The organism is Bradyrhizobium sp. USDA 4472 (assembly GCF_054058595.1).
Genome location: NZ_JBSSAM010000001.1, coordinates 2,029,101 through 2,051,491, shown reverse-complemented (window position 1 = coordinate 2,051,491; position 22,391 = coordinate 2,029,101). Strand labels below are relative to the sequence as shown.

The following is a 22,391-nucleotide window of genomic DNA, read 5'->3' as shown; positions in this document are numbered from 1 at the left end:
ATCGCATCGAAGATGCGATGCGGGTGAGGGCTCTTTCCTCCGGGGGAGTCTTGCCAGCGGAGACACCCTCACCCCGACCCTCTCCCGCAAGCGGGAGAGGGAGCGCAGCGAGGATGCCGATGCCGCGACGCTCAATCACCTTACAACGAAACGCCCGGCGGAATGTCCGCTTCGGTCACACCCACCAGCTCCATGTTGGTGATGATGGCGTTGCGGATGAAGCCGAGGCCCTTGTTGAAGTCGATCCAGGTGTTGACGTAGTCGCGGAAGGTCTTGTCGTTCTCGCGGCGGAAGCCGGCATTCGAGGTCGTCGCGAAGATCGGCGTCGGCAGCACGAACTGGCCGAGCGACGGGTTCTTCTTCAGGACCGTCAGCGACAGCATGGTGATCAGGCACTGCGCGTCGACGCGGCCGGTCTGCAGCGCGGCGGTGGCATCGTCGGCGGTCTTGAGGCGTGAGATCTGCGCCTTCGGCGTCAGGCGGCTGACGACCTGGTCGTGCGACGAGCCCTGGTCGACCGCGATCTTGACGTCAGGCGAGTTCAACTCGGCCCAGGTCTTGGGCTTGAAGTCCTTCTTGCAGAGGATGCCGAAGGCGTTGTTGAACACAGGCACCGAGAAGTCGACCACCAGCGCGCGCTTCGGGGTCGGATTCAGGCCGAAGAAGATGTCGATCTTGTTGGACTGCAGATCGAGCACCGAATTGCCCCAGGTTGTTTCAGTGATTTCGAGCTCGGCCTCCATGTCGTCGGCGAGCGCCTTGGCGATGTCGACGTAAAAACCCTTCCACTGGCCGCTGGAAAGATCCTTCATGTAATAGGGCGCGCCGCCGCCGACCGCGCCGATCCGCATCTTCTTGGTGCGGCGGATGCGGGCAAAGGTCGATTCGTTGGGATCGGCCGCCTGGGCCACGGCCTTCGAGGCCAGCGCGCCGGCGGTTGCCGCGCCGATGGCGCCGAGTCCGACAATCGATGCAACATCACGACGTGTAACCATTGGGGTCAATCGCTTTTCTGGTTGGGTGGAGTTCCGGCAGGGTTCTTAGCAAGGCGGCGGAGCCCGCGAAAGCACAGCCTATCGGCTGGGCAGACCCGGAATTGCCCGGATGCTGGGCAAGATCAAGCTGGACAATGTGATACCCGCTTGCGTTCCGGTCCTTTTGGCTCCAAATAGGGACCGGGAGATTGGCGGTGGACGAGCCACTCGCCAACCGGGTCAGGTCCGGAAGGAAGCAGCCCTAACGAGGTCCGGATCGGGTCGCTCGTCAGTCTCCTACCTGTTTTTTCGAGCAATTGCGCCGGCGGGGGTGCCCCGCCTGCGCGCTCCTTTCCGCAAAAGCCGGTGAGAGACATTTCATTGCGGATCGACCGATGACCGACGCTGGCGCCCCTCCGAACCCTGACAGCGCCGGCCAGGCCGCCAACGCGCCTTACCGGGTCCTGGCACGCAAATACCGCCCTTCAAGCTTCGACGATCTGATCGGCCAGGAAGCCGTGGTCCGCACCGTCTCCAATGCGTTCGAGACCGGGCGGATTCCGCAGGCCTGGATCCTCACCGGCGTCCGCGGCGTCGGCAAGACCACCACCGCGCGTATTCTTGCCCGTGCGCTCAACTACGAGATGCCGGACGGTTCGGTAAAGGGGCCGACCATCCACATGCCGACGCTTGGCGTGCATTGCCAGGCGATCATGGAAAGCCGGCACATGGATGTGCTGGAGATGGACGCGGCATCGCACACCGGCGTCGACGACGTCCGTCAGATCAATGACAGCGTGCGCTACGCGCCGGCCAGCGCCCGCTACAAGGTCTACATCATCGACGAAGTCCACATGCTGTCGACGGCGGCGTTCAACGCATTCCTGAAGACGCTGGAGGAACCGCCGGAGCACGCCAAGTTCGTGTTCGCCACGACCGAGATCCGGAAGGTTCCGGTCACCGTGCTGTCGCGCTGCCAGCGCTTCGACCTGCGTCGTGTCGAGGCCGACATGCTGATGAAGCACCTCGCCAACATCGCCGCAAAGGAAAACGTCGAGATCGAGCCGGAAGCGCTCGGCATCATCGCGCGCGCCGCCGAAGGCTCGGTGCGCGATTCGCTGTCGCTGCTCGACCAGGCCATTGCGCATGCGGCCGGCGCCGTGAAAGCCGATGCGGTCAGGCAGATGCTGGGGCTTGCCGACCGCACCCGCGTGATCGATCTCTTCGATTCGCTGGCGCGCGGCGACATCGCAGCCGCCTTCAGGGAATTCCGCGACCAGTATGATGTCGGCGCCGATCCGATCGTGGTGCTGTCGGACCTCGCCGAATTCGTCAATTTCGTCACCCGCGTGAAGATCGTGCCGGCGACCGCGGACAATGTCGCCTATGGCGAGACCGAGCGGGTGCGCGCGAAGGATTTCGCCTCGAAGATCTCGATGCGCGTGCTGTCGCGGATGTGGCAGATGCTGCTCAAGGGCATCACCGAGGTGCAGGCCGCCACGCGGCCTGCGGCGGCCGCCGAGATGGTGCTGGTGCGCATCGCCTATGTCGCTGATCTCCCGACGCCTGATGAAGCGATCCGGATGCTGGAGCAGAACGGTGGCAGCGCGCCGGTGGTGAACGCCGGGGGTGCCGCGGGTAGCGGTGCGCCGGCGGCTCCGATGGCCTCCGCGGCGCCGGTTGTCTCAGCCCCGCCGGTTCGCATGCCGACATCGTCGCCCTCCGCATTCGGCGGTGCGGCGCGGCCACAGATGGCGGCGCCTGCGCCGGATCCGCAAGCGGCTGCGCCTCAATTGCGCATCACGAGCTTCACCCAGCTCGTCGCGCTCGCCAGCCAGAAGCGCGACGTCATGACCAAGGCCGCGCTCGAAGGCGACATGCGCCTCGTTCGTTTTGAGGAGGGCCGGCTCGAAATCGCGCTCGAGCCGAACGCCTCAAAGACCATGATCACCGAATTGGCGCGAAAATTCGAAATGTGGACCGGCCGACGCTGGACCATCATCGTGTCCAACGAGCAGGGTCAGCCGACGCTGCGCTCGATGAATCAGGCGGCCAAGCAGGAGCATGCGCGCACCGCCGAGGCCGATCCGCGCGTGCAGGAGGTGCTATCGCGCTTCCCCGGTGCAAAGGTCGTCGAGGTCCGCAGGCTTGCCCCCGAGGCGCCGGACTCCAATATTAATGCCGACTACGGCTCTGACGATCCGCTCGACGGTTCCGACGCCGACGACGATCTCTAGAGCCATGATCCGGAAAACTGTGCAGCGGTTTTCCGATAGGATCATGCTCGAACAAAATGCTAAAGCGCGTTTAACCGCGCTTTAGCCACTCTTTCCAAGGACGGACACCCATGGCTGACTTTCTCGGCATGATGAAGCAGGCGGCGCAGCTGCAATCCAAGATGCAGGAGATGCAGGAATCTCTCGCCAACGTAGAGGTCGAAGGCATCTCCGGCGGCGGCCTCGTCGCCGTGCGCATGACTGCGAAGATGGACGTCAAGGGCATCAAGATCGATCCGTCGCTGATGAAGCCCGAGGAGCGCGAGGTGCTGGAGGACCTGCTCGTCACCGCGCTCGGTGATGCCCGCCGCAAGGCGGAGACCGCGATGCAGGAGAAGATGCAGTCGCTCACCGGCGGGCTCGGCCTGCCGCCGGGGCTGTTCGGCCAGTAAGATGGGCGCGGTTGCCGGTCCTGAAATCGAGCGGCTGGTCCAGCTTCTCGCACGGCTGCCGGGTTTGGGCCCGCGCTCCGCGCGGCGCGCGGCGCTGCATCTGATCAAGAAGCGCGAAGCGCTGATGATGCCGCTGTCGTCAGCCTTGCAGGTCGCGCTCGACAAGGTCCAGGTCTGCAAGACCTGCGGCAACATCGACACGCAGAATCCCTGTACCGTCTGCACTGACCCCAAGCGTGATCCGGCGATCATCGTCGTGGTTGCCGACGTCGCCGATCTCTGGGCGCTGGAGCGGGCCAATGCGACCCAAGGACGCTACCACGTGCTGGGCGCGACGCTGTCGCCGCTCGACGGCGTCGGTCCGCAGGACCTCACCATCGATGCGCTGGTCGCGCGTGCCCATGCCGCCGAGGTTCACGAGGTCATTCTGGCGCTGAATGCCACAGTCGACGGCCAGACCACGGCGCACTACATCACCGATCTGCTTCAGGACGCCAACGTCAAAGTGACCCGGCTCGCCCATGGTGTGCCCGTCGGGGGCGAGCTTGATTATCTCGATGAGGGTACGCTATCGGCCGCCATGCGGCAGCGGACCCTGTTCTAGCCATCCAGACTTACGGAACGGACGACATGACGAAACTTTTCGCCACACGCCTGGCTTTGCTCGCGACGATGCTGCTGGTCGTCACACCGGCCGTCTCTGCGCAGCAGGACGATGAGGCGACGCCGGCTTCAAAGCCCGGCAGGCCGATCAGCACCGGCGAGGTGCTCTCGGGCGAGCTGAACGCCATGAAGATTCGCGACGTCAAGAACGCCGGCAAGCGGGTTGCGATGTACCAGATCACCTCCGAGCCGCGCCGCCTGCCGGCGCCGAGCGGGCTGTGCGATCTCGAGACGGGGCCGGAGACGTTCCAGCTCGTCACCTCCAGCGACGCGCAGGCCTCGCAGCTGAAATCGTTCGTCGGCAAGGAGATCTCGGTCAAGGTCGATGAAATCGCCTGCGCCAGCGATCCCGGCCAGATGAGCGAGGCCGTCGTGACGAAGTGGAGCCTGGTGAAGAAGTAGGGAGCGCGACAGCTCTCGCCGTCGTCATGGCGAGGAGCTCTTGCGACGAAGCAATCCAGAGTATTTCCGCGGAAAGTTTCTGGATTGCTTCGCTGCGCGCGCAATGACGACGGCGAGAAGGCGGGCCTACACCCTTACCGGCCCCAGCGTCTCGAAATGCCCGCGCTTCTGCAAGTACGTCAGCAGCACCAGGCTCGGGATCGCCACCAGCACGCAGATCAGGAAGAACAGCGGCCAGCCGGTGGTGTCAGCCACGAAGCCGGCGCCCGACGACAGATAGGTCCGCCCCACCGCCGCGAGCGCGGTGAGCAGCGCATATTGCGTCGCCGTGTGCAGCGGGTTCTGGCACAGCGCCGAAAGATAGGCGACGAAGATCACCGTGCCGATGGCGCTGGTGAAATTCTCCGCGCAGATCGCGAGCGCCAGCGCCCATTGATTGGTGCCGACCACGGCAAGCCAGGAGAAGGTCAGGTTGGCCAGCGCCTGCACCACACCGCCGATCCAGAGCGAGGTCGCCAGCGAGTAACGCCGCGCGACAAAGCCGCCGGCAAAGCCGCCGATCAGGGTTGCAGCGAGGCCGACGCCTTTCACGATTGCCGCATAGTCATTGCGGGTGAAGCCGAGGTCGATCACGAACGGCGCGGTCATGGTGCCGGAGAACGCGTCGGTGAACTTGAACAGCACGACGAAGGCAAGCGCGGCGAGCGCGTCCTTGCGCGACAGGAATTCGGAGAAGGCACCGATCGCCGCGTGCAGCACGCGCGTGAACGCGGTCTCTTCGTGCGTTGCGGCTTCCGCCTGCACTGATTTTTCGGGCTCGGTCGCGGCGAGAGCCGTGATGGTCCCGATCAGCACCATCGCCGCCATCACCACATAGCCCCACATCCACGCCGATGCGCGGGGAATGCCGGTCCCTTCGAAGCCGGACACGATGAACAGCGCGCCGGCGGTCGAGACCAGCATGCCGATGCGATAGGCGGCGACATAGGCCGCCATGCCGGCCGCCTGTTCGCTTTCAGGCAGGCTCTCGACGCGGAAGGCGTCGACCACGATGTCCTGCGTCGACGACGTCGTCGCCACCAGCAGCGCGCCAAGCGCGACGAAGAATGGCGAGCTTGCAGGATCGGTCATCGCCAGCAGCAGAATCGCCACGATCAACAATATCTGCGAGAACAGCAACCAACCGCGCCGCCGCCCGAAGGCTTGCGTGAACAGCGGCACATGCAGCGCATCCACCAGCGGCGCCCACAGGAACTTCAGCGTGTAGGGCGTGCCGACCAGCGCAAACAGCCCGATGGTCTTGAGATCGACGCCAGCCTCGCGCATCCACACCAGCAGCGTCGAGCCCGACAGCGCCAGCGGCAGCCCCGACGAAAAGCCGAGGAACAGCACGATCAGCACCCGCGGTTGCAGGTACACGGCGAGGCTGTCGCGCCATGAAGTCGCAGGGGCATCGGTGCCGGCGGGGGACGTCGCGTCGGGTGCGGTCATGGGGAGGTGTTAGCAGATTCTGGGGGCGCGAGGGACTGTCGTTGCCACCGGCCACAAACGAGGTGTCGTCGCCTTCTCCGCTGTCATCTTCCGCGAAGGCGGACGATCCAGTAATCACCAGCGTTTCGGTTCAATCACGGCTGCCGCAGCGTACTGGATACCCCGCCTTGGCGGGGTATGACAGTGTGCCCTGAGGTCACTCCCCCGCCTGGAGCTTCCGCGGAAACAGCTCACCAGCGCCCGTCGCCAACAGCCGCGGGCCCTCCGCCGGCGCATCGCTCTTGCTGAAATCGAGTTCCTCGATCCGTCCCGCCCGCTTTTCGATCTTGTCGGCGGAGATCAGGATCTGGCGGACGTCCTCGTTGGCGTCGGCAAAATGCTTCTGCAGCTTCAGCACGCGGTCGCGCAGGCGACCGAGATCGTCGCCGAGCTTGATCACCTCGGTCTGGATCTGGTCGGCGGCATCGCGCATCCGCGCGTCCTTCATGATCTGCTGCATCACCTGGATCGCAAGCATCAGCAGCGAGGGCGAGACCAGCACGACCTTGGCGCGATAGGCCTTCTGGATCACGTCGTCGAAGCCGTCATGGATCTCGGCGTAGACCGATTCCGACGGCACGAACATCAGCGCCATCTCCTGGGTCTCGCCGGGGACGAGGTATTTTTCGGCGATGTCGCTGACATGTTTCATCACGTCGCCGCGCAGCCGCTGCGTGGCAGTGCGTCGCTCCTCGTCGGTGCGGGCGTCGTGCAGCGCGGTCATCGCTTCCAGCGGGAATTTCGCGTCGATGCAGAGCGGGCGCTGGTCGGGCAGGAAGACGACGCAGTCGGGCCGTTTTCCCGTCGAGAGCGTGAACTGGAACTCGTAAGCGCCCTTCGGCAGGCCGTCCTGGACGATCGCCTCCATCCGCGCCTGGCCGAAGGCGCCGCGCGACTGCTTGTTGGCGAGCACGTCGCGCAAGGTCGTCACCTGCGTGGTCAGGTCGGTGAGGTTCTTGTGCGCGCTGTCGATGATGCCGAGCCGCTCGTGCAGCGCGCGCAGGCTCTCCATGGTGTTGCGGGTCGAGTGTTCCATCGACTGGCCGACGCGATGGGTCACCGAATCCAGCCGCTCGTTGACGGCCCGCGCCATCTCGGCCTGGCGTCCAGCCAGCGCCTCCGTCATGGCGTCGACCCGGCCGGAGGCCTCAGCTTGGGCGTGCAGCACCTGGGCGAGCCGCTCCTCGAGCTCGTCGGCCCGGATCGCCCCCGCCATCGCCAGTTCCGCGCCGCGACGCCCGGATCTGGCGACCACGACGGCAATCACCACCAGCAGGATGAGGACGAGGGTGCCGAAGCCGATCAGCGCATCGAACCCGCGCACCGGCCAGTCGCCCAGCATGAAAATGATCTCGTTCATGCCTGTCCTTCTAGCCGATTCGCGACGGGCCACGAACGAATAGCGAACATTTACGTTGATCGATCCCTCATTTTTTATGGTTAACCAAAGGTGAAGTTTATGGTTAGCGGAGGGTTAACGCGTTCCCGGCCGCATTGACCCGATGTCGCGCGCGGCTTAAATCGCCCGGCATGGCCCTCAGAGAAATCATCATCCTGCCCGACAAGCAGCTGCGTCTGGTCTCCAAGCCGATCGAGAAGGTCACGGCGGAGATCCGCAAGCTTGCCGACGACATGTTCGAGACGATGTATGACGCGCCCGGCATTGGCTTGGCGGCGATCCAGATCGCGCAACCGCTGCGGCTGATCACGATGGATCTCGCCAAGCCCAACCAGGACGGGGAGACCAAGCCGGAGCCGCGCGTCTTCATCAATCCGGAGATCATCGCCTCGTCTGAAGACCTGTCGGTCTACGAGGAAGGTTGCCTGTCGATTCCCGAATATTACGAGGAGGTCGAACGTCCCGCGAAAGTGCGTGTGCGCTTCACGGACCTCGACGGCAAGCTGCACGAGGAGGACGCCGAAGGCCTCTACGCCACCTGCATCCAGCACGAAATCGACCATCTCAATGGCGTGTTGTTCGTCGACTATCTCTCGAAGCTCAAGCGCGACCGCGTGATGAAGAAGTTCGAGAAAGCCGCCAAGCGCGCGGAGTAGAGTTTTTGGTGCTGCGCCACACTCCCCTGGGCTCCCTCCCCCCTTGTGGGGGAGGGCGGGGGAGAGGGGTAGCCGAGGAAATGGTCTAACGGGGAAGAAGAACCAGTCCGCACTCTCGTCGTGAGAGCGCGTCGTGTGGCACCCCCCTCCCTAGCCTTCCCCCACTGGGGAGGGAACGTACAGAGTCCCTGTCATGCCCCTTCGCCTGATTTTCATGGGCACGCCCGATTTCTCCGTGCCGACGCTGCTCGAACTGGTCGCGCATGGCCACGAGATCGTGGCCGTCTATACGCGCGCGCCGAAGCCGGGCGGCCGGCGCGGGCTGCAATTGCAGCCGACGCCCGTTGAAGAGGCCGCGCGAAAACTCGGTGTGCCGGTGCTGACACCGAGGACGTTGAAGACCCAGGAAGCGCTGGACGAATTCAGCGCCTTTGACGCCGACGCCGCCGTCGTCGTCGCCTATGGCATGATCCTGCCGCAGGCGATCCTCGATGCGCCGAAGCTCGGCTGTTACAACCTTCACGCCTCGCTGCTGCCGCGCTGGCGCGGCGCCGCGCCGATCAACCGCGCGATCATGGCCGGCGATGCCGAGAGCGGCGTGATGGTGATGAAGATGGATGTCGGCCTCGATACCGGCGATGTCGCCATGGCCGAGCGTCTCGCGATTTCAGACAACATGACTGCGCTGGATCTGCATGATCGCCTTTCCCGGCTGGGCGCCGATCTGATGGTGCGCGCCATGGCCGCCCTCGACCGCGGCGGCCTCCAGCTGAAAAAGCAGAGCGAAGAGGGCGTCACTTACGCCGCCAAGATCGACAAGGCCGAGGCCCGGATCGACTGGACAAAGCCTGCGCACGCCGTGCTGCGCCACATCCACGGTCTGTCGCCGTTTCCCGGTGCCTGGGCGGAGCTTGCCGGCGTCAGCGAGAATGCGCGAATCAAAATCCTGCGTTGTGAGCTTGCCAAGGGCTCCGGCGCGCCGGGCGAGGTGCTCGACGCCAAACTCACGATCGCCTGCGGCGAGGGCGCGATCCGCATCCTCGAGCTGCAGCGCGAGGGCAAAGGCCGGATGCAAGCGGCGGACTTTTTACGCGGCGTGAAGGTCGAGCCGCCGATGCGGCTCTGCTGATGCCCCGCTACAAGCTCACCCTCGAATATGACGGCGCGCCGTTCTTCGGCTGGCAGGTGCAGGACACGCTGCCGTCGGTGCAGGGCGCGCTGGAAGCCGCGGTGAAGGCGATGACCGGCGCGGATGTGCGGGTGCATGGCGCCGGCCGCACCGATGCGGGCGTGCACGCGCGTGGCCAGGTTGCGCATGTCGATATCGACAAGCAGTTTCCGCAGGGCCGTTTTCGCGATGGCCTCAATGCGCATCTGCGCCCGCATCCGGTGGCGGTGCTCGAAGCCGAGATCGTCCCTGACACGTTCGAGGCGCGCTTCTCGGCCGTGAAGCGTCACTATCGCTATCGCATCATCAACACCCGCGCCAATCTCGCGCTCGATGCCGGCCACGCCTGGCGCGTGCCGCGCCGGCTCGACTCTGAAGCGATGCATGCGGCCGCCCAACGCCTGCTCGGCAAGCACGATTTCACGACGTTTCGCGACACCGAGTGCCAGGCCAAATCGCCGGAGAAGACGCTCGACCAGCTCGACGTGCTGCGCGACGACCGCGAGATCATCATCGTCACCTCGGCGCGCTCGTTCCTGCACAGCCAGGTGCGCTCGATGGTGGGATCGCTGGTCTGGGTCGGCGAGGGCCGCTGGAGCGCCGACGATCTCTCCGCAGCGCTCGCGGCGCGCAACCGCTCTGCCTGCGGCATCGTCGCTCCGCCCGAGGGGCTGTATCTGATGAAGGTGGATTATTAGAGCGTGATGACGCCCCGGCGTCATGGCGGCCGGGCAGGCGGGACAAGCCCGGACATGACGGCGGAGGGTTTGGCGATAGTGGTCTCTTACCCAAAATACCGCGTCAAAATCCCGCGATAGACCTTGGTCAGGTTCTCCAGGTCCGTCACCGGCACGCGCTCGTTGACCTGGTGCATGGTCTGGCCGACCAGGCCGAACTCGATCACCGGGCAATAGCTCGAGATGAAGCGCGCATCGGAGGTGCCGCCTGATGTCGACAGCTCCGGTTTGCGGCCCGTCACCTCTTCGATCGCGGACACGGCGAGATCGGTGAACGGCCCCGGCTTGGTCACGAACACGTTGGAGTTCGATGGCTCCCAGACGATGCGAGCCTTGATGCGGTTGCCGCAGGCTTTGGCGAGACGCGACTCGACCAGCTCGCGCAAGGATGCCTGCGTATGGTTGTCGTTGTAACGGATGTTGAATCTGGCGCGGGCCTCGCCGGGGATGACGTTGAAGGCCTTGTTGCCGACGTCGACCGAGACGAATTCGAGATTGGAGGCCTGGAATTGCGCGCTGCCATTGTCGAGCGGCTCGTCGCTGATTGCCACGATCAGGCGCGAGATGTCCGGGACCGGATTGGCCGCGCGGTGCGGATAGGCGACGTGGCCCTGCACGCCGTCGACATAAAGCGTGCCGGATTGCGAACCGCGGCGGCCGACCTTGATGGTATCGCCCAGCGTCTCGACATTGGAGGGCTCGCCGAGCACGCAATGGTCGAACGTCTCGCCGCGCTCGGCAGCCCATTTCAGCAGCTTGATCGTGCCGTTGATGGAAACGTCTTCCTCGTCGCCGGTGATCAGGAACGAGATCGAACCCTTGCCGTCCGGGCGTGGCTTGCCGCCGTTCGCGGCGAGATGCTCCAGTACGGCGGCGACCGAGCAGGCGATGCCGCCCTTCATGTCGACCGCGCCGCGGCCGTGCAGAAAACCGTCCTTCACCTCGCCGGAGAATGCGCCGACGCTCCAGGCGCTCTCGTCGCCGGGCGGCACCACGTCGGTATGGCCCGCAAAGGTGATGTGCGGCCCTTCAGCACCGATCCGCGCATAGAGATTGTCGATATCGGCGGTCCCGTCCTCGCTGAAGGTCACGCGGTGACAGGTGAAGCCTGCAGCGTTCAGCACCCTTTCAAGCACGCCGAGTGCGCCGGCGTCTTGAGGGGTTACCGAGGGGCAGCGGATGAGGTCGCGGGCAATGGAGAGGGCATCGGTCATGTGCCGCCTTAATCCCGCAGCAGCTCGTTGATGCTGGTCTTCGACCGCGTGCGCTCGTCGACGCGCTTGACGATCACGGCGCAGGCGGTGCTCGGGCCGATCTGGCCGTTCTTCATGGGCTTGCCGGGCAGCGCGCCGGGGACCACCACTGAATACTCGGGCACCTCCCCCATGAAGACCTCGCCGGTCTCGCGATCGACGATCTTGGTCGAGGCGCCGAGGAACACGCCCATCGACAGCACGGCGCCCTTGCGCACGATGACGCCCTCGGCGACCTCGCTGCGCGCGCCGATGAAGCAATCGTCCTCGATGATCACGGGCTCGGCCTGGAGCGGCTCGAGCACGCCGCCGATGCCGGCGCCGCCGGAGATATGCACGCGCTTGCCGATCTGCGCGCAGGAGCCGACGGTGGCCCAGGTGTCGACCATGGTGCTCTCATCGACGTAGGCGCCGAGATTGACGAAGGACGGCATCAGCACGACGTTCTTGGCGATGAAGGCGGAGCGGCGCACCACCGCGCCCGGCACCGCGCGAAAACCGGCGTCGCGAAAACGGTTCGGGCCCCAGCCTTCGAACTTCGAGGGCACCTTGTCCCACCAATTGGCCTGGCCCGGGCCGCCGGGAATGACGTCCATGTCGTTGAGACGGAAGGACAGCAGCACGGCCTTCTTCAGCCACTGGTTGACCTTCCACTTGCCGTCGGCGCCGCGCTCGGCAACGCGGGCCTCGCCCTTGTCCAGTGTCTCCAGCGCCTGGGTCACGGCCTCGCGGACTTCGCCCTTGGTCGAGGTCGAGATGGTCTCACGCGCGTCGAAGGCGCTGTTGATCGTGGACTCCAGGGCGGACAAGGACATCGGGATTTCCTCTAGGTATCGGGAATTTTGATGGATTGGGGGCTTTTTCGGGATTTGGAGGGGCGAAGTCAAGGCATACTCCACCACCGTCCCGGGCTACGACTCTACCGAGACAGCCCGGCCAAAAACCCCGCCAGATCATCCGTGACATAGTCCACATGGGCGGCATCGCGGCCTTCCAGCTCCCAGTCCTCGCGTACCACTTCCTTGGTGCCGTCAGGCACCACCAGCACCGTGGTCATGCCGAGGTCATGCGGGACGGTGAGGTTGCGGGCGAGATCTTCGAACATGGCTGATCTGGTCGGGTCGACCGCATGGTGGCTGAGGAATTTCTGATAGGTCTGCGCCGCCGGCTTGGGCTCGAATTCGGCGGCGATGATGTCGAACACGCCGTCGAAATGCGAACCGAGGCCGAGGCGCGCCAGCACCGCATCAACATGGTCGACCGAGCCGTTGGTCAGGATCAGCTTGCGGCCCGGCAGCTTTGCGATGGCCGCCCCGAGCGCCGGGTTCGGCTCCAGCGGCGAATGATCGATCTTGTGGACGTAAGCCAGATAGTCGTCGGCGCGCACGCCATGCAGGGTCATCATGCCGCGCATGGTGGTGCCGAAGCGGCGGTAATAATCCTTCTGGATCTTGCGCGCTTGTTCCGGCGTGACGTTCAGCCAGTTGCAGACGAACTCGCCGATTCTGGCATCGACCTGCTGCCACAGGTTGACGTGATGCGGGTAGAGCGTGTTGTCGAGGTCGAACACCCAGGTGTCGACATGGGCAAAGGCGCGGGGCGATTTCATCAAAATTCTCTCGATCACGGCAACGCAAAGCGCAACGTCTTGCCGCCGCTCGACATGTCCACGGCGCCGAATCCGGTCGCTGCAAATCCGCGCGCGCCGCAATCGGTCTGCTCGACGGTCTCGAACTTGGTCTCGCGGGTGCAGAGCTGCTTGTCGCCGCCCCAGTTCAGCGGCCTGTCCTTCAGCTTGATGACGCGGTTGTCGCCGTCGACGGCTTCCGCGAAGCTGAAGATCTGCTTCGGCTGCCCGGTCACGTCGGGATGCAGGCACGTTTTGGGGTCGATGCGATACCAGCCGCGGCTCGTCACCGCCTTGCCGTCGTCGGTGGCGACCGCTGCCATCACCTTGTGCGGCGTGTCGTTGCACCAGGTGAGACCACTCGGGGACGGCGTCTGCGCGGCTTCGACCATGGTCTTGAAGAGATTCGGCGAGGAGACCACGTCCGGGGACAATCCGCGGCTCTTCAGGAAGGCTGCGAGGGCGGCCTGCGTCTTCGGTCCATCGACGCCGTCGATCGCGCCGATATCGTAGCCCGCGATCACCAGCAGCCGCTGGATGCCGGCAAGCCGCGCCTGTTCGTCGTCATATTCGGAATCCTCGGCGAGATAGGCGACGAGATTGCCGTCGTCGCCTGTCGTCGGGGTGATCTGGGTAAAAGGTGCTTGCGTCTGGCCGCTGCGGCACTGGCGCGCCGCGGCGATGACGAAATTGTCCGGCGCCACGCACAGCATGTCGCTGCCGTTCTGCGGGATGGGAGACGCGCCATAGATGCCGAGCGCGCGGGCATTGAGGAGGATGCGGTCGGCGGTGAGGGTTCCCTGCACCACCACGCGGCAGGTCGCGGGATCGATCCTGAACCAGCCCCGCGTCGCGGTGGCCGCCCTGTCGTCGATGCCGATCGCGGCCTCGACCACATAGGACATGCGGTTGCAGATCTTGAGATCGGCGACGGCCGGTGCGGAGGAGAAGACGAACGACACCGCCGCGGCCGGCAGCGTCATGAGGAAGCGCGCGAGGGCAGAGCGGCGCGCGCGCCGCTCTCCCGGCTCCGTTCCTGTCCGCTCCCGCTTCACTTGTGGATCAGCGTTCCCGTGCCCGTGTTGGTGAAGAGCTCGAGCAGCACGGCGTGCTGCATCTTGCCGTCGATGATGACGACGCCCTCGACGCCCTGCTCGAGCGCGTAGATGCAGGTCTCGACCTTCGGGATCATGCCGCCGGAAATGGTGCCGTCGGCAATCAGCTTGCGCGCGTCCTTCACCGAGAGCTGCGGGATCAGCTTCTTCGACTTGTCGAGCACGCCGGGCACGTCGGTGAGCAGCAACAGGCGTTTCGCCTTGAGCGCGCCGGCGACAGCGCCGGCAAACGTGTCGGCGTTGATGTTCAGCGTCTGGCCCTCTTTCGAGGTCGCGAGCGGCGCCAGTACCGGGATCAGCTCGTAGCCGATCAGCTGGTTGAGCAGCGTCAGATCGACCTTCTCGGGGTCGCCGACGAAGCCGAGATCGACGGCCTTCTCGATATGCGAGTCCGGGTCGATGATGGTGCGCGTCGTCTTCGTCGCCTTCACCATGTTGCCGTCCTTGCCGGAGAGACCCACGGCCTTGCCGCCGGCTTCGTTGATGTAGCCGACGATCTGCTTGTTGACGGAGCCTGCCAGCACCATCTCGACGATCTCGATGGTCGCGGCGTCGGTGATGCGCAGGCCGGCTGCGAATTCCGAGACGATGCCGAGGCGCTTGAGCATGGTCGCGATCTGCGGCCCGCCGCCGTGCACGACCACCGGATTGATCGCAGTCTGCTCCAGCAGCACGATGTCGCGCGCAAAGTTCTTCGCGGTCTCCTCGTCGCCCATGGCATGGCCGCCATATTTGATGACGATGGTTTCTTCGTCGTACTGCTGCATGTGCGGCAGCGCTTCGGACAGGATGCGGGCCTGGTCGAGCGGGGAGATTTCGATCATGAGGCGGATCTCGCTGGCGGGACAAACGCGGGTTCGCGTTCTATCTGATTGGCGGGCGAGGCGCAAAGTGGGGTTGGCATGCCGCCGTTACGGATCAGCGCGCAGGCACCACCGCCGCCAGCGTCACCGCCAGCCAGCTCAAGATCATCAGCGTTCCGCCTGACGGTGCAGCCATCGGAAACAGCTGATGGCCGGCATATTGCCGCAAGGTGAGGTCGCCCGCGAACAACGCCGCGCCGATGACGAAGCCGAATGCGGCGATCAGGCCAATTCCGCCGTGCAGAAGGCCGCGCGCGAGCAAGGCTGTCACGGCCAATATGGCAGTTGCATGAAACAGCAGCATGGCGCTGGCCGAGGCAAGCCGGCCGGCGTCCGCGCCGTGGGCGGCGGCGGCGGCCAGCGCGACGCCGGCGGCGCCCATCAAGCCGGCGAGCGCGATCAGCAGGCGCGCCATTACTTGGTCCGCTCTTCCAGCAGCTTCGCCATCGCGGCGCGCAGCTCCGCCATGCCGGTCGATGAGCGCGACGACGTCGCGATCACGTTCGGGAACGCAGCCGGATGTTTCGCGAGCGCGGCTTCCGTCTCCGTGATGCAGGACTGGAGTTCGGAGGCCTTCACCTGGTCGGCCTTGGTCAGCACGACCTGGTAGCTGACGGCGGAGCGGTCGAGCGTCTTGAGGACTTCGAGATCGACGTCCTTCAGTCCATGCCGCGCATCGATCAGCACATAGACGCGCGCGAGCGAGGCGCGGCCGAGCAGGAACGTGTGGATCAGCTCGGTCCAGGACGCGACCTGGCTCTTCGGTGCCTTGGCATAGCCATAGCCGGGCATGTCGACGAGCCGCAGGTCGGTCTTCCCTGGAACCTCGAAGAAGATCAGCTCCTGCGTGCGCCCGGGCGTATGCGAGGTGCGCGCCAGCGCGTTACGCCCCGTCAGCGCGTTGATCAGGCTCGATTTGCCGACATTGGAGCGTCCGGCGAAGGCGATCTCCAGCCCTGCCATCGGCGGCAGCGTCTGGATCGAGGGCGAAGCCCAGATGAACTGCCAGTCGCGCGCGAACAGCTTGCGCCCGGTTTCGATCAGCTTCGCATCTTTGTCGTCGGTCATGCGAAGGCTCGCTGTTTCCCCGCGTCATTGCGAGCGACTTGTCCGCCGTAGCTCGAACAGCCAAGGCGGAAGCGAGGCGCGCGCAATGACGGCTACGTCGCCTTCCTCGCGAACGTCGCCTTCAGATTGTCGAACAACTCCACCTTCACCCCATTGCGACGCATGATGAAGCTCTGCTGGAGCACGGAGAGCGTGTTGTTCCAGGCCCAGTAGATCACCAGCCCAGCGGGGAAGCCCGCCAGCATGAAGGTGAAGATCACCGGCATCCAGTTGAAGATGACCTGCTGCGTCGGATCCGGCGGCGTCGGGTTCAGCTTCATCTGGAACCACATCGTGACGCCCATGATGAGGGGCCAGATGCCGAGATGCAGATAGTGCCCGAACAGCGGCAGCGCGGTCGGATCGTAGTGCAGCAGGCCGAACAGCGTGAACAGATTGGTCGGATCGGGTGAGGAGAGGTCCTTGATCCAGCCGAAGAACGGCGCGTGCCGCATTTCGATGGTGACGAACAGCACCTTGTAGAGCGAGAAGAACACCGGGATCTGGATCACCACGGGAAGACAGCCGGCGACCGGATTGATCTTCTCCTTCTTGTAGATCTCCATCATCTCCTGCTGCTGCTTCACCTTGTCGTCGGGGTAGCGCTCTTTCAGCGCCTGAAGCTGCGGCTGGACCGACTTCATCTTCGCCATCGAGGCGTAGGACTTGTTTGCCAGCGGGAAGAACAGCAGCTTCACGATGACAGTCACGAGCAGGATCGAGATGCCGAAATTGCCGAAGAAGCGGTAGAAGAAGTCGAGGCCGAGGAACATCGGCTTGGTGATGAAGTAGAACCAGCCCCAGTCGATCAGAAGATCGAAATGATTGAGGCCGAGCGCCTTGTTGTAGCCGCCGAGCCCCGCGAACGGGAACACGCCGACGACGCCGGCTTCCTTGGCACCGGCGAACAGCCGCGCATTTGCGGTCGCGGTGCCGCCGATCGCGACCGTGACGGGGTCGAGCAGATAGTCGGTCTGGTAGGTGTGGACGTTGCCGGTGAGGTTCGAGGAGAACTTCGCCTGGAGCTGCGCACTGGTGTCGGGCAGCAGCGCCGAGGCCCAGTACTTGTCGGTCATGCCGAGCCAGCCATTGGTCGCCTTGAAGCTGACCGACTTGGCCTCGTCGATCTTCTTGTAGGCGTATTCCTGCAAGCCATCGAGATAGCCGATCAGGCCTTCATGCAGGATGTAGTAGCCGGAGACCTGCGGCGTGCCGTGACGGGAGATCAGGGCGAACGGATAGAGCGTCACCGGCGCGTTGCCGACATTGCTCACGTCGTCCTTGATGCTGAAGAGATAATGGTCGTCAACCGAGATGGTGCGGCGGAAGCTGAGACCTTCGCCATTGTCCCACTTCAGCACGACAGGCGTGGTCGGCGTCAGGCTGCCGCTGCCGTCCTGCTGCCAGACGGTCTGGGCATCGGGCATCTTCGACGTCACGCCCGTCGCGGCCACCCAGCCGAACTCGGCGTAATAGGGCTCTGCCGTGCCGGAGGGCGAATAGAGAATGATCGGCGGCGACTGCGGATCGACGGTCTCGCGGAATTGCAGCAGCGCGAGGTCGTCGATGCGGCCGCCCTTCAGCGAAATGCTGCCGGCGAGACGCGGCGTATCGATCTTGACGCGGGGGCTGGCGGCAATTGCGGCCTCGCGGGCCACGACCGGCTGGGCCGGCTGGTTTGCGCCCGGCGCGGTGGTCGGCGTCGTCGTGCTGCCGGCCTGCGGCGTGGCGCCCGGCGTCGCGGAGGCCGTCGGTTGCGGATTGGCCTTCTGCAGCTCGGCCTGCGCCTGTTGCTGGGCGCGCTGCTTCTCCATCGCCGGCACGTTGTAGAAGTACTGCCAGGCGATCAGCACCAGGCCGGACAGAATGACGGCGAGGATGGTATTGCGATTGTCGGTCATCACTATGGTCTCGTCATCAATCCGGTTTGCGGCTGGTCGCGGGAGCTGGACCGTCGGTTCTTGGGCCGCGTCGTTTTTGCGTATGCCGCGCGGGTTTCGCGAACGCCATGCGCAGATCGTCGAGCATGGTCGTGAAGTCGCGCGAAAGCGCGTCCCTGCGGCCGACTAGCACGTAATCATGATGGGGATGCATCGATACCGGATCGAGCCGCTTCACCAATTCGCGAAGCCGGCGCCGGATGCGATTGCGCTCGGGGGCGTTGCCGTTCTTTTTGGTAACGGTGAAGCCGATCCTGACGGGGCCAAGATCGTCGCGGTCAAGGCTTTGTCGGTCAAGGCTTTGCAGGACGAACGCGGGACTATTCACCCGCGCGCCATTGGCAACGGCGAGGAAATCCGCTCGCTGCCTCAGCCGATCCATGATGAAATCCCGGGAAAGGGGGTCCGGCTCAGGCGCTCAGACGCTTGCGGCCGCGGGCGCGGCGGGCGGCGAGAACCTTGCGGCCGCCGGCAGTCGCGAGACGAGCACGGAAGCCGTGACGGCGCTTGCGCACCAGTTTGCTGGGTTGATAAGTCCGCTTCACGGGTTTTTCTCCGCTGACCGGGCAATGTGCCTGTAGAATTGATGATAAAGTCCGGAAGATGCGGCCCCAAACGAGCCATTTCCGGCCCCAGAAGAGCCGCTCCCGGTGTCGCACCGGGTCATCGCGGACAATTTGCGCGGCTTATAAGCGAGCGTCTTGTTTTCGTCAACGCCGCAAGATCGCCCGGTTCCGGTGAATATCACTGTTTCGTTGGGGTTTTTAACTCTTGAGGTGGCGGATAGCCGGATCAGCGCCTACATCCCACCTCGGCAGATTAGCGATCCGTAATTTGACCGGCCCCCGGGCGGGTCGCATCCTCCACCAGCCAATGCCAGCAGGGGCGAATTCCGTGGCAGCGACGGACCTTCAGCAGCGGACCCAGGATCTGGAGCAAGCTCTGGACCAAGATCTGGATCGGCCAGCGGACCAGCCGGATTCGGCGATGCGGTCCCGTGGCCCGGGCGGGCTTGGGCTGTCAGGCAAGCTGTTGCTGCTGACCGTCCCCCTGGTGATGATCGCGGCCGTCCTGCTCTACGTGCCTGCGATCGCGAACTTCTGGGTCAACCGGCTCAACGACCGCGTCGCCGCGGCCAACACGGCGGCGCTGGTGCTCGATGCGGCGCCGCTCGGCATGGTGCCGGATTCGCTGTCGCGGCAGATCCTGAAGAGCATCAATGCGCGCGCGGTCGCAATCAAGATGGGCCAGCAGCGCCGCCTGCTCGCCAGCGACAATCTGCCGGCGACGATCGAGCACGACGTCGATTTGCGTGACCTGACGGTGTGGCAGGCCATCACCGGCTCGTTCCAGATGATGCTGGAGACCGGCAACCAGCCGATCCGCATCGTCGGCCCCGGCGTCGGCGACGCCCAGTTCATCGAGATCGTCACCGACGAGCAGCCTTTGCGGCAGTCGATGTACCGCTTTTCCCGCAACGTCGTGGTGGTCGCGCTGATCATCGGCGTCCTGACCGCCGGCCTCGTCTATCTCGCACTTCATTATCTCTTCGTGCGGCCGATGCGGCGGCTGACTGCGAGCCTGGTGGGCTTCCACGAAAACCCCGAAAGCTCGGCGCGGATCATCGTGCCGAGCCAGCGCAGCGACGAGATCGGCGTCGCCGAGCGCGAACTGTCGGACATGCAGCGCGACCTGATGTCGATGCTGCATCAGAAGAGCCGGCTCGCCGCGCTCGGCCTCGCCGTCTCCAAGATCAATCACGATCTGCGCAATCTGCTGGCCTCGGCGCAGCTGCTGTCGGACCAGCTCGCCAGCGTGCCTGATCCCAGGGTGCAGCGTTTTGCGCCGAAGCTGGTGCGTTCGCTCGAGCGGGCCATTGCCTTCTGCCAGTCGACGCTGTCCTACGGCCGCGCCCAGGAGGCCGCGCCCGATCGCCGCATGATGCTGGTCGAGCCTGTCGTGCTCGAGGTGCGCGAGACCGCGGGTCTTGCCAATGACGCAACGATCGCCTGGGTCGCCGCGATCGAGCGCGGCCTCGCGGTCGACGCCGATCCCGACCAGCTGTTTCGCGTGCTGCTCAACCTCGTGCGCAATGCCGCCCAGGCGCTGGAGAGCCATGCCTCCGGCGACGGTGGTCCGCAGCAGATCCGGATCACCGGAAAGCGCGAAGGCGCGGTTGCCATCCTGGAAGTCTCCGATACCGGCCCGGGCGTGCCCCAGAAGACCCGCGAGCACCTGTTCGAGGCGTTCCAGACCTCCGGCCGTCCCGGCGGCAGCGGGCTCGGCCTCGCCATCGCCGCCGAGCTGGTGCGCGCCCATGGTGGCGACATCCACCTGGTCGAAGGCACCATCGGCGCCACCTTCCGGATCGTCATCCCCGACCGCCCCGTGGAACTCCTCTCCATCCGCAACGAGCGGGCGCGGGCGTAGTCGGCCAGAGGCCGATCCAAAAACCGTCATCTCTCTGCAAAATCTCCCCCTCCCGGACCTTGCCAACGCCGGCAAGAGCGGTTAGTCAGAGCGCTCTTTCGCACCCCTCCGGCGCTGTCCGGAGGCTGCCTGCGGGCCCAGCCCGCACTGTCAGCGAAAAACGCGCCCGTAGCTCAGCTGGATAGAGCATCAGACTACGAATCTGAGGGTCGGACGTTCGAATCGTTCCGGGCGCGCCAGTCGCACAAGTTCCCATTGGAAATCAAGAACTAACGCAGATACAAGCGCTTAGCTGCCGCGCGGTGGTATGAAGCGGTGGTTGGAATGCGTGTGCTGATGGGCGTCATCGAAGACCGACACAACACTTACTACGCCTTGAAAACGGTGCCTGCGAAGCCGATGGGACTGCGAGCAGCGGTCGCGCTTGAGCTGAAGAACGGTAAGACCGCGCAGGCAAACCTGAAACGGTCACTGGGCACTAAGGACCTCCGAGGCTAACGTCCGGGCCAAGCCGGGGTTGGCAGAGTTCGATAGGATCATTGCGAGGGCGAAGGCGCGCCTTGCGACAACCTCGGCTCCGGTGGTCAAGCGCACCAGCCTGAACGATACCGAAATCAAGCGCATGGCGGAGTACGTCTACGCTAGGGCGTTGGCTTGGGATGAGCGCGTGCGGTTCGGCGGCCGTGATGAGCAAATGCGCATCGCAGCCGAAATGGCTCGCGTGGAAGGCATCTCTGAGCGGCCACTCATTCCGCTTGAGCAATGGCCGCAGGGCGGAGTACCGCGCAAGATATACGAAGAGAACCGGGCGGAGCTGTTGGACACATTGCGTGTGATGCGTGAAGCCGCTGCAATGGCAACACCTCTGCCGTTCAGGACCACGTATTGGAAGCCATGTGGGCCTTCAACGTCGAGCTGGACCGGCAACGTCCGGCTTACATCAGGCTAAGCACCGCTTGCCTGCATTCGTACTTGCGGGCCCTTGAGGACATCAGAAAACGCGACGAGGGCATTACGGTCGAGACCCCTCCGCTCGCCTTGCCAGATGCTGCGATGACGACAGCAGACGGGGGCACCTTGCTCGACGCGCTGGATGGCTGGAAGAAACACCGAGCGCGACCCAAGCGCACCGTGGACGAGTTCGGCCGCAGCGTGGATATGTTCATCCAGCTTCACGGAAACATGCCTGTAGCGGCAATCAAGAAGAAGCATGCGCTGGAGTATCGGAAAGCGCTTCAGGACGTGCCCCGACACCGTACAGGTGATTTGCTGCGCGCCCCACTTCCTGCGCAAGCCGCGTGGGGCCGAGAGCACCCGGAGGAACTAAGGATCACCGCAGCCACAATCAACAAGCAGCTCGATGGTGTGCAATCCATCTGCATCTGGGCCAGCGACAACGGCCTCGTGTCAGATAACGTGCAGTGGATTGATCCCTTCAGCAAGCTGCGGTTACCTGAAGAGCGCTCCGAGCGCACGTCATTCAAGACAGCCGAGCTGCAGAAGCTATTCAGTGCTCCAGTGCACCGAGCATCAATTTCCGTTAGGTGCTCATGGGGACGCTGGCTTCTGGTTACCGGTGGAGCTTCAAGGATCGTTTCTGATGCTGCTGGCCGACCGCGCCTTGAGCTCGCTCTCCTTGGCATCGAGCCAGAGATTGAGCAGACGGAATATTCTCCACTTACGGCCCCCATTCGGCGCTCCCGCCAGTACCAAATAGATCACGTTCAATACGCAGGCAGTAATGAACCAAGCGAGGGTCCAAGGGGCGTTCACCTTTTCGGTTAGGCAGACGTCGGCAAGAAACGCCGCTGTCCCCAACGACGCCACGATCAGGAAATGCCTTAGGATGCTCATAACTC

At 64.5% G+C, this 22,391-nt stretch carries 24 protein-coding genes, 1 tRNA gene and 1 other RNA gene; 13 read left to right on the top strand and 13 right to left on the bottom strand.

Annotated elements, in window-relative coordinates; translation table 11 throughout:
- Positions 1-140: 140 nt before the first annotated feature.
- Positions 141-995: a transporter substrate-binding domain-containing protein gene (locus ACVWZ4_RS09305; protein ID WP_456700920.1), complete on the bottom strand. Its 855-nt coding sequence runs from the start codon at positions 993-995 to the stop codon at positions 141-143.
- Between the two features lie 183 nt (positions 996-1,178).
- Here ACVWZ4_RS09305 and ffs point away from each other — a divergent pair.
- From ffs to ACVWZ4_RS09280, 5 genes are all read left to right on the top strand, one after another.
- An RNA gene (gene ffs / locus ACVWZ4_RS09300) (signal recognition particle sRNA small type) lies at positions 1,179-1,275 on the top strand.
- 94 nt (positions 1,276-1,369) lie between these two features.
- Positions 1,370-3,211, top strand: a complete 1,842-nt coding sequence (locus tag ACVWZ4_RS09295; RefSeq protein ID WP_456740155.1) for a DNA polymerase III subunit gamma/tau — start codon at positions 1,370-1,372, stop codon at positions 3,209-3,211.
- A gap of 110 nt (positions 3,212-3,321) precedes the next feature.
- Positions 3,322-3,642 carry a YbaB/EbfC family nucleoid-associated protein gene (locus ACVWZ4_RS09290; RefSeq protein ID WP_456736526.1) on the top strand — a complete coding sequence of 107 codons (321 nt, stop codon included), beginning with the start codon at positions 3,322-3,324 and terminating at the stop codon, positions 3,640-3,642.
- Between the two features lies 1 nt (position 3,643).
- Positions 3,644-4,246 carry a recombination mediator RecR gene (gene recR / locus ACVWZ4_RS09285; protein WP_011090836.1) on the top strand — a complete coding sequence of 201 codons (603 nt, stop codon included), beginning with the start codon at positions 3,644-3,646 and terminating at the stop codon, positions 4,244-4,246.
- A gap of 26 nt (positions 4,247-4,272) precedes the next feature.
- Positions 4,273-4,707: a hypothetical protein gene (locus tag ACVWZ4_RS09280; RefSeq protein ID WP_456739010.1), complete on the top strand. Its 435-nt coding sequence runs from the start codon at positions 4,273-4,275 to the stop codon at positions 4,705-4,707.
- A gap of 126 nt (positions 4,708-4,833) precedes the next feature.
- On the opposite strand, the gene ACVWZ4_RS09275 is transcribed toward ACVWZ4_RS09280, so the two are convergent.
- Together ACVWZ4_RS09275 and ACVWZ4_RS09270 are read right to left on the bottom strand one after the other, a co-directional pair.
- Entirely contained in the window at positions 4,834-6,198 is a 1,365-nt protein-coding gene (locus ACVWZ4_RS09275) for an AmpG family muropeptide MFS transporter (RefSeq protein WP_456700925.1), read from the bottom strand.
- 196 nt (positions 6,199-6,394) lie between these two features.
- On the bottom strand, positions 6,395-7,597 hold the full coding sequence (locus tag ACVWZ4_RS09270) for a DNA recombination protein RmuC (RefSeq protein WP_456700926.1): 1,203 nt from the start codon (positions 7,595-7,597) through the stop codon (positions 6,395-6,397).
- Positions 7,598-7,767: 170 nt separating this feature from the next.
- Here ACVWZ4_RS09270 and def point away from each other — a divergent pair, with 170 nt between their 5' ends.
- The 3 genes from def to truA all read left to right on the top strand — a co-directional run bounded on the left by def (position 7,768) and on the right by truA (position 10,158).
- The gene (def, locus tag ACVWZ4_RS09265) at positions 7,768-8,292 is read left to right on the top strand and encodes a peptide deformylase (RefSeq protein ID WP_456700927.1); all 525 of its coding nucleotides are present in this window, start codon (positions 7,768-7,770) and stop codon (positions 8,290-8,292) included.
- 193 nt (positions 8,293-8,485) lie between these two features.
- Positions 8,486-9,421 carry a methionyl-tRNA formyltransferase gene (fmt, locus tag ACVWZ4_RS09260; protein WP_456700928.1) on the top strand — a complete coding sequence of 312 codons (936 nt, stop codon included), beginning with the start codon at positions 8,486-8,488 and terminating at the stop codon, positions 9,419-9,421.
- Positions 9,421-10,158 carry a tRNA pseudouridine(38-40) synthase TruA gene (truA, locus tag ACVWZ4_RS09255; RefSeq protein WP_456700929.1) on the top strand — a complete coding sequence of 246 codons (738 nt, stop codon included), beginning with the start codon at positions 9,421-9,423 and terminating at the stop codon, positions 10,156-10,158. Before fmt ends, truA begins: the two co-directional genes overlap by 1 nt.
- A gap of 86 nt (positions 10,159-10,244) precedes the next feature.
- On the opposite strand, the gene dapE is transcribed toward truA, so the two are convergent.
- The 10 genes from dapE to rpmH form a co-directional block, all read right to left on the bottom strand.
- Positions 10,245-11,411 carry a succinyl-diaminopimelate desuccinylase gene (dapE, locus tag ACVWZ4_RS09250; RefSeq protein WP_456700930.1) on the bottom strand — a complete coding sequence of 389 codons (1,167 nt, stop codon included), beginning with the start codon at positions 11,409-11,411 and terminating at the stop codon, positions 10,245-10,247.
- An 8-nt stretch (positions 11,412-11,419) separates the two neighbouring features.
- A complete protein-coding gene (dapD, locus tag ACVWZ4_RS09245) occupies positions 11,420-12,265 on the bottom strand; it encodes a 2,3,4,5-tetrahydropyridine-2,6-dicarboxylate N-succinyltransferase (RefSeq protein WP_092226857.1) in 846 nt (281 codons plus the stop codon).
- Positions 12,266-12,369: 104 nt separating this feature from the next.
- Positions 12,370-13,059, bottom strand: a complete 690-nt coding sequence (locus ACVWZ4_RS09240) for a pyrimidine 5'-nucleotidase (protein WP_456742195.1) — start codon at positions 13,057-13,059, stop codon at positions 12,370-12,372.
- Positions 13,060-13,073: 14 nt separating this feature from the next.
- Positions 13,074-14,060 (bottom strand): DUF1036 domain-containing protein, encoded by a 987-nt coding sequence (locus ACVWZ4_RS09235; RefSeq protein ID WP_456763462.1) that lies wholly within the window; start codon positions 14,058-14,060, stop codon positions 13,074-13,076.
- Positions 14,061-14,128: 68 nt separating this feature from the next.
- Positions 14,129-15,016, bottom strand: coding sequence for an acetylglutamate kinase (argB, locus tag ACVWZ4_RS09230; protein WP_456790083.1), 888 nt, complete (start codon positions 15,014-15,016; stop codon positions 14,129-14,131).
- A gap of 94 nt (positions 15,017-15,110) precedes the next feature.
- Positions 15,111-15,470, bottom strand: a complete 360-nt coding sequence (locus ACVWZ4_RS09225; protein WP_456740154.1) for a DUF423 domain-containing protein — start codon at positions 15,468-15,470, stop codon at positions 15,111-15,113.
- Positions 15,470-16,123: a ribosome biogenesis GTP-binding protein YihA/YsxC gene (gene yihA / locus ACVWZ4_RS09220; RefSeq protein ID WP_456700935.1), complete on the bottom strand. Its 654-nt coding sequence runs from the start codon at positions 16,121-16,123 to the stop codon at positions 15,470-15,472. The genes ACVWZ4_RS09225 and yihA overlap by 1 nt, the downstream gene beginning before the upstream one ends.
- 92 nt (positions 16,124-16,215) lie before the next feature.
- Complete coding sequence (yidC, locus tag ACVWZ4_RS09215; RefSeq protein WP_456700936.1) at positions 16,216-18,063, bottom strand: membrane protein insertase YidC; 1,848 nt, start codon at positions 18,061-18,063, stop codon at positions 16,216-16,218.
- A 16-nt stretch (positions 18,064-18,079) separates the two neighbouring features.
- On the bottom strand, positions 18,080-18,484 hold the full coding sequence (gene rnpA / locus ACVWZ4_RS09210) for a ribonuclease P protein component (protein ID WP_456700937.1): 405 nt from the start codon (positions 18,482-18,484) through the stop codon (positions 18,080-18,082).
- Between the two features lie 28 nt (positions 18,485-18,512).
- A complete protein-coding gene (gene rpmH / locus ACVWZ4_RS09205) occupies positions 18,513-18,647 on the bottom strand; it encodes a 50S ribosomal protein L34 (RefSeq protein WP_008542748.1) in 135 nt (44 codons plus the stop codon).
- A gap of 442 nt (positions 18,648-19,089) precedes the next feature.
- Here rpmH and ACVWZ4_RS09200 point away from each other — a divergent pair, with 442 nt between their 5' ends.
- The 5 genes from ACVWZ4_RS09200 (at position 19,090) to ACVWZ4_RS09180 (ending at position 22,317) form a co-directional block, all read left to right on the top strand.
- A complete protein-coding gene (locus ACVWZ4_RS09200; protein ID WP_456736519.1) occupies positions 19,090-20,532 on the top strand; it encodes a sensor histidine kinase in 1,443 nt (480 codons plus the stop codon).
- 162 nt (positions 20,533-20,694) lie between these two features.
- Positions 20,695-20,771 (top strand) — tRNA-Arg (locus ACVWZ4_RS09195).
- 85 nt (positions 20,772-20,856) lie between these two features.
- The gene (locus ACVWZ4_RS09190) at positions 20,857-21,030 is read left to right on the top strand and encodes a hypothetical protein (RefSeq protein WP_456740153.1); all 174 of its coding nucleotides are present in this window, start codon (positions 20,857-20,859) and stop codon (positions 21,028-21,030) included.
- Positions 21,031-21,049: 19 nt separating this feature from the next.
- Positions 21,050-21,481: a hypothetical protein gene (locus ACVWZ4_RS09185; RefSeq protein ID WP_456740152.1), complete on the top strand. Its 432-nt coding sequence runs from the start codon at positions 21,050-21,052 to the stop codon at positions 21,479-21,481.
- Entirely contained in the window at positions 21,427-22,317 is an 891-nt protein-coding gene (locus ACVWZ4_RS09180) for a hypothetical protein (RefSeq protein ID WP_456790081.1), read from the top strand. The genes ACVWZ4_RS09185 and ACVWZ4_RS09180 overlap by 55 nt, the downstream gene beginning before the upstream one ends.
- Positions 22,318-22,391: the final 74 nt, after the last annotated feature.